Origin of the sequence: Streptomyces ipomoeae 91-03, assembly GCF_000317595.1 — a bacterium.
Classification (GTDB): domain Bacteria; phylum Actinomycetota; class Actinomycetes; order Streptomycetales; family Streptomycetaceae; genus Streptomyces; species Streptomyces ipomoeae.
The window spans coordinates 1-18,900 of record NZ_AEJC01000599.1; the positions used below are offsets into that span (position 1 = coordinate 1).

Below are 18,900 nucleotides of genomic sequence, written 5' to 3' on the forward strand. Positions count from 1 at the left end.
CCTCCAGCATGAACACCGTCCGCTCCTGCGGATACGCGAGGTCCAGCGGCAGATACGACGCCCCCGCCTTCAACACCCCCAGGATCGCCACGACCATCTCCACACCCCGTGGGACGGCCACCGCGACCACACCCTCCGGACCCACACCCCGCCCCCGCAGCCAGCCGGCCAGCTGCCCGGCCCGCGCGTCCAACTCCAGATACGACAGCGGCCCCTCGTCCTCGTCCGGACTCACCACCGCCACCGCGTCCGGCACCGCCGCCACCCGCGCCCGCCACAACTCCACCCAACTCCCCGCCAGCACCCCACACCCCGTGTCGTTCCACCCCTCAAGCCGCTCACGCTCACCCCCCAGCAGCAGATCCACAGCCCCCACCCGCACCCCCGGATCAGCCATCACCTGCTCCAACACCCGCAAAAACCGCTCCTGATGCCCCGCCACACTCACCCCATCCCACAACTCAGGATTGGCGAGGAACGACACCAGCATCCGGTCGCCGCTGACGCAGAAACCCGTCATCAGGTCGACCGGGCAGGCGAAGAAAATCTCCCGCTCCGTGCGATGGCCGTCGAAGTCCAGGTCGCCGCCGGAGATGATGTTCACGGTGACGCCCGGGAGTTCCTGGCCCGCCGAGGTCGTGCCGATCTCGCGAACGAGGTGCTCGTTGCGGAAGCGCTGATGCCGCATCACCCGGCGCACCTCCTCTGCGGCCTGCCGGGCGAGCGCGGTGAACGGTGCCTGGCTGTCGACGTGGAGCCGCAGGGGCAGGATGTTCGACATCACGCCCGGAGTGGCCTGGGCGACAGGACCCACTCGGGCGCTCACCGGCAGGTTCACCACGACGTCCGCCGTGCCGTTCATCGCGCCGACATACGCCGCCATCGCCGCGATGATCACGGCGGAGCGCCGCACACCGGCCGCGTCCGCCGCGCGGTTCAGCCCGGCCAGCTCGATGCTCACCTGGTCGGCGCGCACACAACCGCGGGTCACCTCGGCCGAGTTCCAGCCGACGCCAGGCCCGCCGGTCAGCAGGGAAGGGCTGAGGCCCTCCTCGGCCCGCTCCAGCCAGAACCGCCGGTCGGCGGCGTAGTCGGCGGACTCCTGGTACGTCAGCTCCGCGTCGACCAGGCCGGCGAGGGAGCCGTATCCGGGGTCCGGTACCACCTCGCCGCGCACCAGGGCGCGGTAGACCTCCGCGACCCGCTGTTCGATGAGGGAGAACGCCGAGATGTCGCCCATGATCTGGTGGTACTGCTGATGCCACCGGAAGTGGTCCGGGCCGAGGGCGAGCAGCGCGTAGTGGAACAGCGGCCCCCGGTCGGTGGGGTAGGCGCGGTTCCAGTGGGCGTCGACCCAGGCGTCGGCCGCCGCGCGCGGATCGTCCGCGCCGGAGAGGTCGACGACCGTCAGTTCCCATGCGAGCGACGGATCCGCCACCTGCCGCACCAGCGGGCCGTCGGAGACGAAGTACGTGTGCAAGGCGTCCGTCTCCGAGACCACCCGCCGTAGCGCAGCCTCGAACGCCGACAGCTTCAGAGGACCGAATATCTCCCGCTCCACCGACGCGATTCGGGGATTTCCCAGGATCTGCAGCGAGAGCCAGATCTCCAGTTGCGCGACGGTCAGGGGCAAGGCGGTGTGATTGTCCAGCTCAGGCATGGCACCTCGTCTCTTTCGCGTGCCTACCGGACCGACACTGGCATGGGCGGTCGGCACCGCACATCACCCGCATGAATAGTCGGCGACCACTACCAAGGCTGGTGATGCGACGGTGCACCGGCCTGCCCCTAGACTGGCGAAATCCCAGCACAGCGGGTATGCCGCAGAGTCACTCCCCAGGAGTGAGAAACGAGTGGTTGTGCAGGAAATAGTCAGTGCTGCTCTCTCCGAGAACGCGACAGGCGCCGATTTCGCCGGAATCCGAATTCCGGAGAGTTATCGGGGAACTGTCGTCCGCAAATCCGATGCCGAGGCTTTTGAGGGAATGGCGACGGCCGACAAGGACCCGCGCAAGACCCTTCACATACAGGACGTGCCGGCGCCCGAACCCGGTCTGGGCGAGGTGCTGGTCGCGGTCATGGCCAGCTCGGTGAACTACAACACCGTGTGGTCCTCGATCTTCGAACCGATGCCGACCTTCCGCTTCCTGGAGCGCTACGGCAGGCTCAACGACCAAGCCCGCCGGCACGATCTGCCGTACCACGTCATCGGTTCCGATCTCGCCGGTGTGGTCCTGCGCACCGGTCCGGGGGTCAACTCCTGGGCGCCCGGCGATCGGGTGGTCGCGCACTGCCTGTCCGTCGAGCTGGAGAGCGCCGAGGGGCACGGGGACACCCTGCTCGATCCGGAACAGCGGATCTGGGGCTTCGAGACGAACTTCGGGGGCCTGGCCGAACTGGCCCTGGTGAAGGCGAACCAGCTGATGCCGAAGGCACGCCATCTGAGCTGGGAGGAGGCCGCCTCACCCGGTCTGGTCAACTCCACCGCCTACCGGCAACTGGTCTCCCGCAACGGCGCCGGGATGAAACAGGGCGACAACGTCCTCATCTGGGGCGCCAGCGGCGGACTCGGCTCCTTCGCGACCCAGCTCGCGCTGGCCGGCGGCGCCTTCCCGGTGTGCGTGGTCTCCTCCCCGGACAAGGCGGAGATCTGCCGCGCGATGGGCGCCGAGGCGGTCATCGACCGCAGCGCCGAGGGCTACCGGTTCTGGAAGGATGAGCACACCCAGGACCCGAAGGAGTGGCGGCGCTTCGGCACGCGCATCCGCGAACTGACGGGTGGTGAGGACATCGACATCGTCTTCGAGCACCCCGGACGTGAGACGTTTGGGGCCAGTGTGTACGTCGCCCGGAAGGGCGGCACGATCGTCACCTGCGCCTCGACCTCCGGTTACACCCACGAGTACGATAACCGCTACCTGTGGATGTCCCTGAAACGGATCGTCGGCTCGCACTTCGCCAACTACCGGGAGGCCTGGGAGGCCAACCGCCTGGTGTGCAAGGGCAAGATCCACCCCACCCTGTCGAAGGTGTTCCCGCTGCCGGAAGTCGGCGAGGCCGTGCACGAGGTCCACCGCAATCTGCACCAGGGCAAGGTGGGCGTGCTGTGCCTGGCGCCGCGCGAAGGACTCGGTGTCACCGACGCGGAACTGCGCGCCCGGCATCTGGACGCCATCAACCGCTTCCGCTGACAGCGGACCGGCAGAGCGACGACGGCGGAGCATCTCGCACCGTCAGCCCCCCTGAGGCCAGACCTCGTGAAACCGCCTTCCTTCTCCCTTTCTCGCCCCGCCGGCCGCGACCGCCCGCGAAGCGACCGGATCCTCATCGGAAGAGACGTGGTGACATGCCCGAGGACACGAAGCGTTCCGCCCTGCCCCTGACGGCCGCACAACTGGAGATCTGGCTCTCGGCGCAGATCCGCGGAGTCGACCCCGTCTTCTCGATGCAGCGCGAAATCTTCGGGCCGGTGGATCCGCCGCTGTTCATCAGAGCGTTGCGGCAGGTCGTCGTGGAGACGGACGCCCTGCACACCCGCTTTGTGGCCGAGGACGGGCAGGTACGGCAGATCCCGGATCCGTCGCTGGAGTGGGAGCCGGCCGTCGTCGACCTCTCCGCCGAGACTGATCCGCGCGCGGCGGCCGACGAGTGGATCGACCGCCGCTGGGAGCGCTCGTACGACATCACGGGCGGCCCGCTGTTCGCGTTCGCGCTGCTCAGGCTCGCCCCGGACCGCTTCCTGTGGCATCAGCAGTACCACCACCTGATCAGCGACGCCATCGGCGCCTCGCTGGTGGAGCGGCGGGTGGAGGAGGTCTACCGGCGGCTCGTGCGCGGGGAGTCCACCGGGTCCCCGTCCTACGGCTCGCTCGCCGCCCTGGCCGACGAGGAGACGGCCTATCTCGCCTCCGAGGAGTTCGCCCGAGACCGCGCGTACTGGCTCGACAGAGCGGCCGGCGGCCTGGTCCCGTCCGCGCTCGCCCCCGAGAGCGGCGCGCTGCCGGACCCCCGAGGCCGTGACGTCGTACGCGGCAGTCTGCGGACCCCGCACACGGAGATCGAGCTGGCCGGGCTGAACCGCGCGGCCGACGCGGCCGGGGTGCGGCGTTCCGCGGTGATCTTCGCCGCCGTGGCCCTGTACCTCAGCGCGGTCATCGCCGAGAGCGAGGTCGTCGTCAACCTCCCCGTCGGCGCCCGCACCGGACCCGCCGGCCGGACCACGCCCGGGGTGGTGGCGAACGTTCTCCCGGTGCGTGTCCGCGTCGACAGGGAGGAGCCGTTCGCCGGCCTCGCCCGGCGGGTGGCGGAACTGATCAGGGAGGCCGTCGAGCACCAGCGTTTCCGGGCCGAACTCCTGGCCCGCGAGGCGGAGACGGGGCCGGCCGCCCACGGCCAGGTACGGCGGGGTGTGCTGGTCAACATCATCGCCCCGGGCGGAGAACTCACATTCGACGGCCACCGGACGGAGCGGGAGATCACCTTCGCCCGCCCCGAGGACCTCTCGATGCGGTTCCACTCCGTCGACGGCGACCGCATGGTCTTCTTCCTGGGCGCCAATCCTGAGTTGTGGGATGGGGTGAGTGTGGCGGGGCATCAGGAGCGGTTTTTGCGGGTGTTGGAGCAGGTGATGGCTGATCCGGGGGTGCGGGTGGGGGCTGTGGATCTGCTGCTGGGGGGTGAGCGTGAGCGGCTTGAGGGGTGGAACGACACGGGGTGTGGGGTGCTGGCGGGGAGTTGGGTGGAGTTGTGGCGGGCGCGGGTGGCGGCGGTGCCGGACGCGGTGGCGGTGGTGAGTCCGGACGAGGACGAGGGGCCGCTGTCGTATCTGGAGTTGGACGCGCGGGCCGGGCAGCTGGCCGGCTGGCTGCGGGGGCGGGGTGTGGGTCCGGAGGGTGTGGTCGCGGTGGCCGTCCCACGGGGTGTGGAGATGGTCGTGGCGATCCTGGGGGTGTTGAAGGCGGGGGCGTCGTATCTGCCGCTGGACCTCGCGTATCCGCAGGAGCGGACGGTGTTCATGCTGGAGGACACCCGTCCGGCGCTGGTGCTGACCACGACCGGCGTGGCGGACAAGCTGCCTGTGGTGGCGGGGGTGGAGGTGATGGCACTGGACGGTGCTGCCGCCGCCGAGATCGCCGCACAGCCGGCAGCAGACCTGGACTTGGCCGTTGAGCTTCGGGCGGAGCATCCGGCATACGTGATCTATACGTCGGGTTCGACGGGTCGGCCGAAGGGTGTGGTTGTCCCGCACCGGGGGGTTGTGAACTATGTGTCGTGGCTGCAGGCCGAGCACAGCATCGGTGTGGGGGATCGGTTGCTGCACAAGACACCGGTGACCTTCGACGTGTCGGTGCGGGAGCTGCTGTGGCCGCTGGCGGCGGGTGCGGCGGTGGTCCTCGCGCGGCCCGGCGGGCAGGGCGACGCCCGGTACATCGCCGAGCTGATCACCGCCGAGGAGGTCACGGGGACGCATTTCGTGCCCTCGATGCTGGAGGTCTTCACACAGGAACCGACGGCTGCGGGGTGTACGAGTCTGCGCTGGGTGATGTGCAGCGGGGAAGCCCTGTCGGCGTCCGCGGTGGCCCAGCTGACCGCTCTGCTGGATGTGGCGGTCCACAACCTCTACGGCCCCACCGAGGCGTCCGTCGATGTCACCGCCTGCCGTGACGTCACTCCGGAGGGTCCGGTTCCGATCGGTGTGCCCGCGGCCAACACCCGCCTGTACGTCCTGGACTCGGCACTGCGCCTGGTCCCGCCGGGCGTTGCGGGTGAGCTGTACCTGGCCGGCGCGGGACTCGCGCGTGGGTATGCCCGGCGTGCGGGACTGACCGCGCAGCGTTTCGTGGCCTGTCCGTTCGAGCCGGGTGAGCGCATGTACCGGACGGGGGACATTGTGCGCCGGCGGCGGGACGGGCGGCTGGACTACCTCGGGCGTGCGGACGACCAGGTCAAGATCCGCGGTTTCCGTATCGAACCCGGCGAGATCGAAGCCGTCCTGACCCGGCATCCCGGTGTCGCGCAGGCCGCGGTCACCGTCCACGAAGACCCCTGCGGCCCCCGCCGCCTGGCCGCCTACCTCACCCCCACCACCGACACCACCGAGACCGTGCTGGACGGGGTGGAGGTGCGGGAGTTCGCCGCCCGCCGCCTGCCCGAGTACATGGTCCCTGCCGTGTGTGTGGTCCTGGACGCGCTGCCCCTGACCCCGAACGGGAAACTCGACCGGCGGGCCCTGCCCGCCCCCGACTTCACCGCCCTGACCACCTCACGCCCGGCCCGCACCCCCCACGAAGAAGCCCTGTGTGCCCTGTTCGCCGACCTCCTCGGCGTGCCCGGTGTCGGGATCGACGACAACCTCTTCTCGCTCGGCGGGGACTCCCTCCTCGCCGTCCGGCTCGCGGCCCGTGCCCAGACCCAGCTCGGCACCCACATCACCCTCCGCGACGTCTTCCGCACCCCCACCCCCGCCGGCCTGGCCGGGCTGACCAGGCGCAGTCTTCCGCCGCGCCCGCCGCTGGTGAAGGCGGCACGGTCGGCGCGGCTGCCGCTGTCGTTCGCGCAGAACCGCCTGTGGTTCCTGTACAACCTGGACGGCTCCGGCAACGCGTACCACATCCCGCTCGCCGTGCGACTGAAGGGCGAGCTGAGCCCGGCGGCCCTGGAGGCCGCGCTCGCCGACGTGACGGACCGGCACGAGATCCTGCGGACGGTGTTCCCCGACGACGGCGGCAAGCCCTGGCAGCGGATCCTTCCGGCGGACCGGGCACGTCCACGGCTGACGGTCTCGGACGTCGACGCCGATGCCGTCGGGCAGCTCCTGGCCGACGAGGTCGCGCGGCCCTTCGACCTCACTCGGGAGATCCCCCTGCGGGCGCGCCTGCTGCGGACCGCCGCCGACGAGCACGTCCTGCTGGTCCTGCTGCACCACATCGCTGCGGACGGCTGGTCCATGGGCGTCCTGATCCGTGAGCTCGACACGGCCTACCGGGCACGCCTTGAGGGGAGCGTGCCGGAATGGCAGCCGCTGCCGGTCCAGTACGCGGACTACACCCTGTGGCAGCACGGGCTTCTCGGCTCGCGGGCGGAGGAAGGCGCGGACGTCGCCGGGCCCGGACAGGAACAGGCGGACTTCTGGCGGCGTGCCCTGGCCGGGGCCCCCGAGTGCATCGACCTGCCCTGCGACCGGGCACGTCCCGCCACGGCCGGACGGGACGGGGCGGTGCTGGAGCTGCACTGGCCGCCCGCGCTGCACCAGGGGATCACGGCGCTCGCCCGCGAGAGCGGCGCCAGCGTCTTCATGGTGTTGCAGGCCGCGCTCGCAGCCGTCCTGACCCGGCTCGGCGCGGGTGAGGACATCGTGCTGGGCGCGCCCGTCGCCGGGCGGGGGGAGGACGCTCTCGACGGGCTCATCGGGTTCTTCGTCAACACGCTCGCCCTGCGCACCGACACCAGCGGCAACCCGGCCTTCCGTGATCTGCTGCGCCGCGTCCGCGACGCCGACCTCGACGCCTACGCCCACCAGGACCTGCCCTTCGAGCGCCTCGTCGACCTGCTCAGTCCCACCCGCAGCCTCGCCCACCACCCGGTCTTCCAGGTGATGCTGGCCGTCGACAACACCTCCCGCCCGCCGCTGTCCTTCCCCGGAGTCGAGGCCCGGTACGAGAACGTCTTCCCCACCGAGGCCAAGTTCGACCTGTCCTTCAACTTCTCCGAGACCCGTGACGGCGACGGCCGCGGCGCGCCCGCCGGGATCCGGGGAACGCTGCACTACCGCACGGACCTGTTCGAGGAGTTCACGGCGAGGGCGTTCGCCGACCGCCTGGAGCGCTTCCTGGGCCAGGTCGTGGCCGACCCCGGCACACGGCTCGCGGCAGCCGAGCTTCTCGGCGCCGACGAGCAGCGCCTCCTGGACGGCTGGAACGACTCCGCGTATCCGATACCGGACGCCGACTGGACCCGGCTCTTCGAGGAGCGGGCGGCCGAGACCCCGGACGCGGTGGCCCTGGTGAGCCCTGACGAAGGCGGCGCCCCGGTGCCGTACCGGGTGCTGAACGAGGAGGCCAACCGGCTCGCCCACTGGCTGCTGCGCCGTGGCGCGGGCCCCGAGGACGTCGTCGCCGTCGCCGTGCCGCGCGGTGTGCGCATGGTGGTCGCGATCCTCGCCGTGCTCAAGGCGGGCGCCGCCTATCTGCCGGTCGACCCCGACCATCCCGCCGAGCGCGTGGCCTACCTGCTGCGGGACGGACGTCCCGAGCTGGTGCTTGCCACCGCCGCCACCGCCGGGAGGCTCCCGGCCGTCGACGGGGTGACCGTCGCGGCCGTCGACGACCCGGACGTCGTCCGGGAGCTGAGCGCGCTGTTGGTCACCGATCCCACCGCCGGGGACCGGCAGCGCCCGCTGCTGCCGGCCCACCCCGCCTATGTCGTCCACACCTCGGGTTCGACCGGCCGTCCCAAGGGCGTGGTGATCCACCGCCGAGGGCTGGTCGACTTCACGCAGTGGCTGCAGCGGGAGTACCGGCTGGCGCCCGACGACCGGATGCTCCACAAGTCGCCGGTCACCTTCGACGCCTCGGTGATCGAACTGCTGTGGCCGCTGACGACGGGCGCCGCCGTCGTGCTGGCGAGGCCCGGCGGCCAGCAGGACCCGCGGTACATCGCGCAGGTCATCGCCGCCGAGGCCGTCTCCGCCGTGCATTTCGTGCCGTCGATGCTGGAGGTGTTCACGCAGGAACCCGCCGCCGCGCGCTGCACGGGGCTGAAGTGGGTGATGTGCGGCGGCGAGGCACTGCCCGCGGCGACCGTCACCGCCGCGACCGAACTGTTGGGGACGCCGGTCCACAACACCTACGGACCTACCGAGACCACCGTCTTCGTCTCCGCCTGCCAGGCACTGCCGGGCGAGGCGGTGACCGTCGGCCGGCCCGTGTCCAACACCCGCCTGTACGTGCTGGACCCGGCGCTGCGGCCGGTACCGCCGGGGGTCGCGGGGGAATTGTACGTCGCCGCCGAGGGGCTCGCGCGCGGCTACACCGGCCGCGCCGCGCTGACCGCCGAGCGCTTCGTGGCCTGCCCGTTCGGCTCCGGGGAGCGCATGTACCGGACCGGGGACGTGGTGCGCCGGCGCGGCGACGGGCAGCTGGAGCACCTGGGACGGACGGACGAGCAGGTCAAGATCCGCGGGGTGCGCATCGAGCCGGGCGAGGTCGAGGCCGCCCTGCTGCGCCACGAGGCCGTCGGCCAGGCGGCCGTGACGGTGCACGTGGACTCCGTGGGCACCAAGCGGCTGGTCGGCTACCTCGTGCCCGCCGCCCCCGCTCCCGGCGGGGCGCCCGACGTGCTGGACGTGGCGGAGGTCCGGCGGTTCGTCGCGGGGCTGCTGCCGGACTCTCTGGTGCCCGCCCTGTGCGTCGCGCTCGCCGAACTGCCGCTGTCGCCGAACGGGAAGCTGGACCGGCGGGCGCTGCCCGCGCCGGACTTCACGACGACGGCCACCCGCGAACCCCGGACCCCGCGCGAGGAGGTGCTGTGCGGGCTGTTCGCCGACCTCCTCGCACTGCCCCGCGTCGGCGTCGACGACGACTTCTTCACCATCGGCGGGGACAGCATCCTGTCGATCCAGCTTGTCAGCAGGGCTCGGGCACAGAGCTTGGCGATCTCGGTACGGGACGTCTTCGAGCACAAGACACCGGCCCGGCTGGCCGCCGTGGCCGCGGACGTCGCGGACGAGGAGGAGCACGCCGGGAGCGCCGACGACGGGACCGGAGCGGTGCCACTGACCGCCGTCATGCACGAGCGTCTGCAACGCGGCGGCCCCGTCAAGGAGTTCAACCAGACCCTGCTGCTGGTGGTCCCGCCGGACGCGGACGAGGCCCGACTCACAGCGGCGCTGGGGCTGCTGCTTGACCACCACGACACCCTGCGGCTGCGGATCACCAGCGGGCCGTCGCAGCCCTGGGAACTGGACATCGCGCCGCGCGGCTCGGTCGACCCCGCGGCCTGCCTCACCCGCGTCGACGTCGCCGGCCCGCACGACAGCGCCCAGGGCACTTCCCCGGGCCCCTGGAGCGAGGAGCGGCAGAGGGTCGTCCGGGCCGAGGCCGAGGCCGCGCGCGGACGTCTGGACCCTTACTCCGGCCGTGTCGTCCAGGCCGTCTGGTTCGACGCCGGTCCGCGTGAGCCGGGCCGGCTGCTGCTGGTGATCCACCACCTCGCTGTCGACGCCGTGTCCTGGGGCGTGCTCCTGCCGGACCTGGCCCGCGCCTGGGCCCTGGCCGCCGACCCCGACGGTGTCCGGCCGCTCGACCGGGTCTCCACCTCGTTCCGCACCTGGGCCCGCGCGCTCACGGCCGAGGCCGTCCGGCCCGCGCGGACCGCCGAACTCCCGTACTGGTGCGCCGTCCTGAGCGACGTCGAACCGCTGCCGGGCACGAGGGAGGCGGGTACGGGCGCAGCGTCCTCCGTCACGATGACCCTGCCGCGCGAGGAGACGCTCCCGCTGCTCACCGACATACCGGCGGCCTTCCACGCCACCGTCGAGGACATCCTGCTCACCGCCCTGACCATGGCGTTCCAGCGCTGGCGCGGGCCGCGCGCGGGCGGGGGCGGTCCGCTGGTCGTCGGGCTGGAGAGCCACGGCCGGCAGCCGTCGACAGCATGCCGCGATCCAGCGACCTCTCCCGCACGGTCGGCTGGTTCACCGTGTGCCGCCCGGTCCGGCTCGACCTCGGCCCGCTGGACGCCACGCGGGACGTCACCGAGGGCGCGGCGGTCGGCCAGGCCGTCAAACACGTCAAGGAACTGGTGCGCCGGGCCCCCGACAAGGGACTCGGCTACGGACTGCTGCGCTACCTCAACCCCGACACCGCCCCCAGCCTCGCCGAACTGCCCCACCCGCAGATCACGTTCAACTATCTGGGCCGCGTCACCAGAGCCGCCGGGGCGACCGTCATATGGACCCGCGCCCCGGAAGCGCACGGCCTCGCGGCCGAGTCGTCCAGGGCGACCGCGAGCGGCGGCATCGAGATCAACACCGTGGCCTACGAGGACGGCGACGGGCCCGTGCTCCAGGCCACCCTGTCCGCTCCCGGCGGCATGCTCGCAGCCGAGGACGTCGGCCGCCTGGCCGCCCTGTGGCGGACCGCGCTCACCACGGTCGTCACCAGCGCGAGCCACCCCGACGCCGGCGGCCGGACCCCGTCCGACATGCCGCTCGTCTCGCTCGACCAGCAGCAGATCGACGATCTCGAAAACGTCTGGCGCGCGCTGAACTCCAGGAACTGACGGCGCCTGCGCACCCCCCTCTCCCACGAAAGGAACCCGGACATGGAATTCGGGATCGAGGACATCTGGCCGCTCGCGCCGCTGCAGGAAGGGCTGTTGTTCCACGCGGAGTACGAGGCCGAGGGAGGTGACGTCTACAACCGGCAGATGAGCATCGATCTGGAAGGGGAGATCGACCCGGCGGCCCTGCACGCCGCCGCTGTGACGTTGTTGCGCCGCCATCCCAATCTGCGGGCCGGATTCCTGACGATGGGCGCGAGCGGCCCCGTGCAGGTGGTGGCGAAGGACGTCACGGTGCCGTGGCGTGAGGTCGACGTCTCGGACGAGAGCGCGGAGACGTCCGAGAAGCGGGCGCGCGCCGTGGCGGAGGAGGAGTACCGAGCCCGGTTCGACATGGCCAGACCGCCTCTGGTCAGGTTCGTCCTGCTGCGCCTCGGTGAGCGCCGGCACCGCTTGGTGCTGACCAACCATCACATCCTGTGGGACGGCTGGTCGCTGCCCCTGCTGGTGCGGGAGCTGGTGGCGCTGTACGAGCGGGGCGGGGACGACACGGGGCTGGCGCCCGCCGCCTCCTACCGTGCGTACGTGGCGTGGCTGGCGGGCCAGGACCGTGACGTGGCGCTGGCGGCGTGGCGGGAAGCACTGGCGGGGCTGTCGGCGCCGTCGCTGCTCGCTCCGGGGCACGAGGTCGCCCGCAGCGCGGTCCGGCGCGGTCTGGTGACCCACCGGCTCCCTCAGGCTCTGACCAGCCGGCTGGGGGAATGGGCGCGTGCGCGTGGCGTGACGGTCAACACCGTGATGCAGATGTGCTGGGCGCTGCTGCTGTCCGGCATGACGGGGCGTGAGGACGTGGTCTTCGGCATCACCGTCTCGGGCCGGCCCGCCGAACTCGCCGACGTCGACGCGATGGTCGGCCTGTTCATCAACACCCTCCCCCTCAGGGTCCGGCTGCGCGCCGACGAGCCGGTCGGCGACCTCGCGGCACGCATACAGGGCGAACAGGCGGCCCTCCTGCCCCACCAGCACCTCGGCCTCTCCCACATCCAGCGCCTTGCCGACACCGACACCGGCGGCGACCTCTTCGACACGGTGATGGTCTTCCAGAACTATCCGCACGCCGGTCAGAAGTACTCTGCCTCGGCCGCGAAACTCACCGTCGCCACCACGGGAGGAGACTCCCCGCACTACTCCCTGGCCCTCACCGTCGTACCGGACTCCGCGCTCCTGTTCCGGCTCGACTACCGCGCCGACCTGTTCGACCAGCCGGCGGTGGCGGAACTGGCGGCACGGCTGGAGCGCCTGGTGGAGCAGGCCGTCGCCGATCCGCAGGCACGGGCCGGACAACTGGACCTGCTCGGTGAGGACGAACGCCGGCTGCTGCTGACGGAGCGGACCGGCTCCACGGACGACCTGCTCGCCGGCGGCTGGGTGGAGCTGTTCCAGGCCCAGGTGGAACGCACCCCGGACGCGGTGGCGCTGGTCGGCCCCGACGAGGACGAAGGGCCGCTGACCTACCGGGAACTGGACGAGCGCGCGAACCGGCTCGCGCACTGGCTGATCGGCCGGGCGGTGGGCCCGGAGGACATCGTCGCGATCGCCGTCCCGCGCGGCGTGCGGATGATGGTCGCGACCCTCGCGGTCCTGAAGGCCGGCGCGGCGTACCTGCCGATCGACCCGGACCATCCCACCGACCGGATCACCTCCATGGTTCAGGACGTGCGTCCCCGGCTCGCGCTCGTCACCGCCGCAACCGCCGAGGCCCTGCCCACGGTCACCGGTGTCACGGTCACCGTCATCGACGAACCACCGATGATCGGCACCCTGGCCACGCTGCCGGCGACGCGCCCCACCGACGAGGACCGCACCAGCCCCCTGCGGGACACCCACCCCGCGTACATCATCTTCACCTCCGGGTCCACCGGCGGGCCCAAGGGCGTGGTCGTACCCCACCGCGGCCTGGCCAACTACGTGAGCTGGCTGCAGCGGACGTGCCGGCTGACTCCGGACGACCGGGTGCTGCTGAAGACGCCGGTGACGTTCGACGGCTCGGTGATCGAGCTGTTCTGGCCGCTGACGGTGGGCGCGAGGCTGGTGCTGGCCAAGCCCGGCGGGCACCAGGACGCGCACTACCTCACCGAGGTGATCGCCACCGAGCAGGTGACGTGCGTGCAGTTCGTCCCGTCGATGCTGGACGTGTTCGTCGACGAGCCGGCCGCGGCACGCTGCACGAGCCTGCGACAGGTGCTGTGCGGCGGTGAGGCGCTGCCCCAGGACGTCGTCGACCGCGTGACGCGGCTGCTGCCGGTGGAGGTCTACAACCTGTACGGCCCGACCGAGGTCACCGTGGACGCCACCGGCGGCCGCGTGTTCGCGGACGCCGATGACGGCGTGCCGATCGGCCGGCCGGTGGCGAACACCCGGCTGTACGTGGTGGACACGGCACTGCGGCTGGTACCGGCGGGAGCGACGGGCGAGCTGTACGTCGCGGGCGCGGGCCTCGCGCGCGGGTACGCGGGGCGTGCGGGGCTGACCGCCGGCCGGTTCGTGGCGTGCCCGTTCGAACCGGGCGGGGAGCGGATGTACCGGACCGGGGACCTCGTGCGGCGGCGCCCGGACGGCCAGCTGGAATACCTGGGCCGGGCGGACGACCAGGTCAAGATCCGCGGCTTCCGCATCGAGCCGGGCGAGATCGAAGCTGTCCTGCTGCGGCACACGGACGTCCGGCAGGCGGCGGTCGTCGTCCGCGAGGACCGGCCCGGCTCCGGCCGGAACCTGGTCGCCTACCTCGTCCCGGCCGCGCCCGCCGGAGCCGGGGCCCACACGGCGCACCTGGACACGGCGTCCGTGCGGGACTTCGCGATGAGGGCGCTGCCCGACTACATGGTCCCGACGGCGTTCGTCGTGCTGAAGACCCTCCCCCTGACGGCCAACGGGAAGCTGGACCGGCGGGCGTTGCCCGCGCCCGACTCCACGGCCCTGGTCACGCTGCGCCCGCCGCGCACACCCCAGGAAGAAGTGCTGTGTGGGGTGTTCGCCGAGCTCCTCGGCCTGCCGCGCGTGGGAGTCGACGACGACTTCTTCGCGCTTGGGGGCCAGTCGCTGCTGGTCATGCGGCTCGTGGCGAGGACACGGGCGCTGCTGGGCGCGGAGCTTTCCGCGCGGGACGTCTTCAAGGCGCCGACCGTCGCCGGTCTCGCCCAGCTCCTCGTCCGGGACGACTCGGCGCGTCCGGCGCTGAAGGCGGTGCAGCGCCCGGAGAGGGTGCCGCTGTCGTTCGCCCAGCGCCGCCTGTGGTTCCTCTACCAGCTGGAAGGCCCGAGCACCACCTACAACGTTCCCTTGACGCTGCGGCTGTCCGGCCGGCTGGACCGGACAGCCCTGGAAGCGGCCCTCGCGGACGTCGTGGGCCGGCACGAAAGCCTGCGGACGGTGTTCGCCGAGGTGGCCGGCGTGCCCTTCCAGCGCATTCTGGACGCCGGGGAGGCGCGTCCCGAGCTGAGGGTGAGCGAGGCCGACGCCGCGGGGCTGGACGCACGGCTGGCCGAGGCGGCGGAGTACCGCTTCGACCTGGGCACCGAGATGCCGCTGAGGGCCGAGCTGTTCACGCTGGGCCCCGACGAACAGGTGCTTCAGGTGCTGGTGCACCACATCGCCAGCGACGGCTGGTCCATGACGCCGCTCGCCCGCGACCTGGCCGCCGCCTACGCGGCACGCTGCCAGGGGCTGGAGCCGGACTGGCCCGACCTGCCCGTGCAGTACGCGGACTACACGCTGTGGCAGCGGGAGCTGCTGGGCGAGGAGTCCGACGCCGGCAGCCTGTTCGCCCGGCAACTGGCCTACTGGACGCGGCAGCTGGCCGGACTGCCGGAGCACCTGCAGCTGCCGGCCGACCGGCCCCGGCCGCCGGTGGCGTCGCACCGCGGCGACATCGCCAGGGTCGAGCTGAGCCCGGAACTGCACGCCGGGCTCGCGGACATGTGTCGGCGCACCGGCAGCAGCATGTTCATGGTCCTGCAAGCCGCGCTCGCGGCGCTGTTCACCCGGCTCGGCGCGGGCACCGACATCCCCATCGGCAGCCCCATTGCCGGCCGCACCGACCAGGAACTCGACGAACTGGTCGGGTGCTTCGTCAACACCTTGGTGATACGTACCGACACATCGGGCGACCCGACGTTCAGTGAGCTGCTGGGGCGCGTCCGGGAGAACGCGCTGGCAGCGTACACACATCAGGACGTGCCGTTCGAGAACCTCGTCGAGGTCCTCAACCCGGCGCGGAGCCTGTCGTACAACCCGCTGTTCCAGACGATCCTGGCGCTGCAGAACGTGCCGCTCGGCGAGTTCGACCTGCCGGGGCTGCACGTGTCCACCATGTCGATGCCCGTCAGGACCGCCAAGTTCGACCTGGTCTTCAACCTGCGTGAGCGGTACCGGCCGGACGGCGGCTCCGGCGGAGTGACCGGCGCCGTCGAGTACGCCACCGACCTGTTCGATCTCGCCACCGTCGAAACGCTGGTGGCCCGCTGGACGCGCCTGCTCGAAGCCGTGGTCGCGGATCCCGACACGGCGGTGAGCCGCATCGACATGCTCTCCGACGACGAACGCGCGCGGCTGCTGCACGGCCCTGCGGACAGAGCGGCGGAGGGGGTCGAGAACGTCGTCTCGAAGGCGTTCGAGGCGCGGGTGGCCCTGGCACCGGACGCGGTGGCGGTGGCGGCCGGGGACGTGTCGCTCACCTACGGGGAACTGAACCTCCGGGCCAACCGGTTCGCGCACCTGCTGAGGAAGCGCGGTGTGGGCGCCGAGCAGATCGTCGCTCTCGTCCTGCCCCGGTCGCCCGAACTCCTCGTGGCGGTGCTGGGTGTCCTCAAAGCGGGCGCGGCCTATCTGCCGGTGGACCCGGAGTATCCGCGGTCGCGGATCGAGTTTATGCTCAGCGACGCCCGTCCCTCGCTGATCGTGGACGATCCGCAGACCGTGCGTGAGACGGAGGCGTATCCGGAGACCGACCCCGAGGTGGCGGTGGATGCCAGACAGCCCGCGTACGTGATCTACACGTCGGGTTCGACCGGCCGGCCGAAGGGGGTGGTGGTCAGCTACGCGGGTGTCGGAGCCCTCCACGCGGCCTCCGTCGAACGGCTGGCCATCGACGACGGCAGCCGGATCCTCCAGTTCGCCTCGCCGAGCTTCGACGCGTCGTTCTGGGACATCACCAACGCCCTGCTGTCCGGCGCCACCCTGGTCCTGGCCTCGCCCACCGAACCGCTGACCGCCCTCACTGACCTGCGGCTCGCGGTGACGCACGTCCTGGTGCCCCCGTCGGTCCTGGCAGCCGTGGCCGAGGACGACGTCCCCGCGTCGACGACTCTGGTGGTCGGCGGCGAGGCATGCCCGCCCGGCCTGGTGGAACGGTGGTCGCCCGGCCGACGGCTGGTCAACGCGTACGGTCCGACCGAGGCCACGGTGTGCGCCACCATGAGCGGGCCGCTCTCCGTACTCAGCCCGACACCGCCCCCGATCGGCCGGCCGATCGCGAACACCAACGCCTTCGTGCTGGACGCCGGCCTGCGGCCGGTGCCGACAGGGGTGGCTGGGGAGCTGTACGTGGCCGGACCGGGGCTGGCCCGCGGATACCTGGGCCAGCCGGGCCTGACCGCTGAGCGGTTCGTCGCCGGTCCGTACGGCCCGCCGGGGTCGCGGATGTACCGCACGGGAGACGTGGTGCGGTGGCGGCGCGACGGAGAGCTGGAGTTCCTCGGGCGCGCCGATGAGCAGGCCAAGGTACGGGGCTTCCGGATCGAGCCCGGTGAGATCGAAGCGGTCCTCGCGGCCCATCCCCGGCTGGCGCAGGCGAAGGTGATCGTCCGGCAGGACCGCCCCGGCGACAAACGGCTGGTCGCCTACGTCGTGGCCGCCCCCATTCCGCAGGAAAGCACCGTGCTGACCGACGACGTGCTCGCCCACCTGCGTGAGCGCCTGCCGGAGTACCTGGTGCCGTCGGCGATCGTCGTGCTGGACCGGCTGCCCCTGACACCCAACGGCAAGGTGGACCGCAACGCGCTGCCGGCACCGGAACCAGTAGCCCAGGGAAGCGCCCGGACACCTCGGGAGCAGCCGCTCACCGCACGTCAGCGGACGCTGTGCGAACTCTTCGCGGAGACTCTGGGGGTGGAGGAGACCGGTCTCGACGACGGATTCTTCGCGCTCGGCGGGCACTCGCTTCTCACGGTCCGGCTCGTCCGCGCGATCAACCAGCGCTTCGGTACGCACCTTCCGCTCAACGTGATCTTCGAGCATGAGACCCCGGCAGCGCTGGACGCCCTGCTCGGAGCGGACGGTACGGACGAGGAGACCGGGGCCGAAGGGCAGGCGCTGCCGCCGGACCTCGCCGCCGAGATCTCACTCGACCCGTCGATCACCGCGCAAGGCGGGTACGACGGCTCGGACTTCGCTGCGCCGGACGCCGTTCTGCTGACCGGGGCCACCGGGTTCGTGGGGTCCTTCATCCTCCGGGAGGTCCTGGAACGCACCTCCGCCGACGTCTACTGCCTGGTTCGAGCCGGCACCCCGGCCGACGCGCTGGCGCGACTGCGGCGCAGCCAGGAACGCTACGGCCTGTGGGACGACCGGTTCGGCGCCCGGATCGTCCCGGTCCCCGGTGACCTGGCGGAGCCGCTGCTCGGACTGCCCGCCGACCGTTTCGACGACCTCGCCCGCCGGATCAACGTGGTGTACCACAACGGGGCTCGGGTCAACCACCTGGAGTCCTACGGGCAGTTGCGCGCCACGAACGTCTCGGGCGTCCGGGAGGTGTTCCGCCTCGCGGCCCGCCACCGGATCAAACCCGTGCACCAGATCTCGACGGTCGGTACCCTGGCCGCCGCTCCCGGCAAGGACCCCGACACGCTGCCGGAGGACTGGCTGAGCCCTCCGGACGCCATCGGGACCAACGGCTACGTGTGCACCAAATGGGTCGGGGAAGCCATCGGCCGGCTGGCTCGCGATCGCGGCATTCCGACCGCGACATACCGGCTGGCCCGGATCAGCGGCCACACCGAGACCGGGGCCATGGGGCCCGACGACGCGTTCTGGCACAAGGTGCGGGCATGCGCCGAGATCGGGGCCCGGCCCGTGCGCGACGACGGCACAGTCGAGCGGCAGAACCTGGTACCGGTGGACTTCGCCGCGCGTGCCTTCGTCCATCTGGCCCTCACCCAGCGGCCCGACGGCCGGATCTACAACATCGCGGCCCCCGCTGGCACGGCCGAGGACGCCGTGCTGGACTACGCGCAGGAATTCGGGTATCCGATGGAACGGGTCTCCCCGTCCGTATGGCGGAAGCGCGTGGAGAAAGCCGCCGCCGACACGCCCGTCTCCCGCACCGGTTCCCTCCACGCCGTCGCTCTGCTCAGCAGCGGGACTCGCGCCGTGCCGGGCAACGTTCCCACACGGTACGACCGACGCAACCTCCTGGCAGGGCTCGCCGACGCCGGCTGGGACTTCCCGGCGGTCGGTCCCGAGATCCTCGAACGGTACTTCTCCTACTTCGTAGCGGGCGGGTTGTTGCCGCCGCCCGACAGGTCGTAGCGGCCTGGGCCGAGTTGTCGGTGGGTGATCGGGCGG

Annotated in this window: 4 protein-coding genes and 1 pseudogene; 4 read left to right on the forward strand and 1 reads right to left on the reverse strand. The window is 71.7% G+C overall.

Going from position 1 to position 18,900, the window contains the following annotated elements:
• The coding region (locus tag STRIP9103_RS38420) for a condensation domain-containing protein (protein ID WP_048821733.1) at positions 1–1,660 on the reverse strand (1,660 nt) is incomplete at its 3' end.
• A gap of 199 nt (positions 1,661–1,859) precedes the next feature.
• On the opposite strand from STRIP9103_RS38420, the gene ccrA reads away from it, so the two are divergent.
• From ccrA to STRIP9103_RS38435, 4 genes and pseudogenes are all read left to right on the forward strand, one after another.
• Complete coding sequence (ccrA, locus tag STRIP9103_RS38425; RefSeq protein WP_048821734.1) at positions 1,860–3,191, forward strand: crotonyl-CoA carboxylase/reductase; 1,332 nt, start codon at positions 1,860–1,862, stop codon at positions 3,189–3,191.
• Between the two features lie 155 nt (positions 3,192–3,346).
• Positions 3,347–10,633, forward strand: a pseudogene (locus tag STRIP9103_RS38430) (amino acid adenylation domain-containing protein); the annotation flags it as partial.
• A 20-nt stretch (positions 10,634–10,653) separates the two neighbouring features.
• Positions 10,654–11,280, forward strand: coding sequence for a hypothetical protein (locus STRIP9103_RS53640; protein ID WP_411572444.1), 627 nt, complete (start codon positions 10,654–10,656; stop codon positions 11,278–11,280).
• 42 nt (positions 11,281–11,322) lie between these two features.
• Entirely contained in the window at positions 11,323–18,864 is a 7,542-nt protein-coding gene (locus STRIP9103_RS38435; RefSeq protein ID WP_009336427.1) for a non-ribosomal peptide synthetase, read from the forward strand.
• The last annotated feature ends 36 nt before the right edge of the window (positions 18,865–18,900 follow it).

Bases quoted from the DNA above. Each gene is read 5' to 3' on its own strand.
- STRIP9103_RS53640 (WP_411572444.1), top strand. From the start codon at position 10,654: ATGCCGCGATCCAGCGACCTCTCCCGCACGGTCGGCTGGTTCACCGTG.
- STRIP9103_RS38435 (WP_009336427.1), top strand. From the start codon at position 11,323: ATGGAATTCGGGATCGAGGACATCTGGCCGCTCGCGCCGCTGCAGGAA.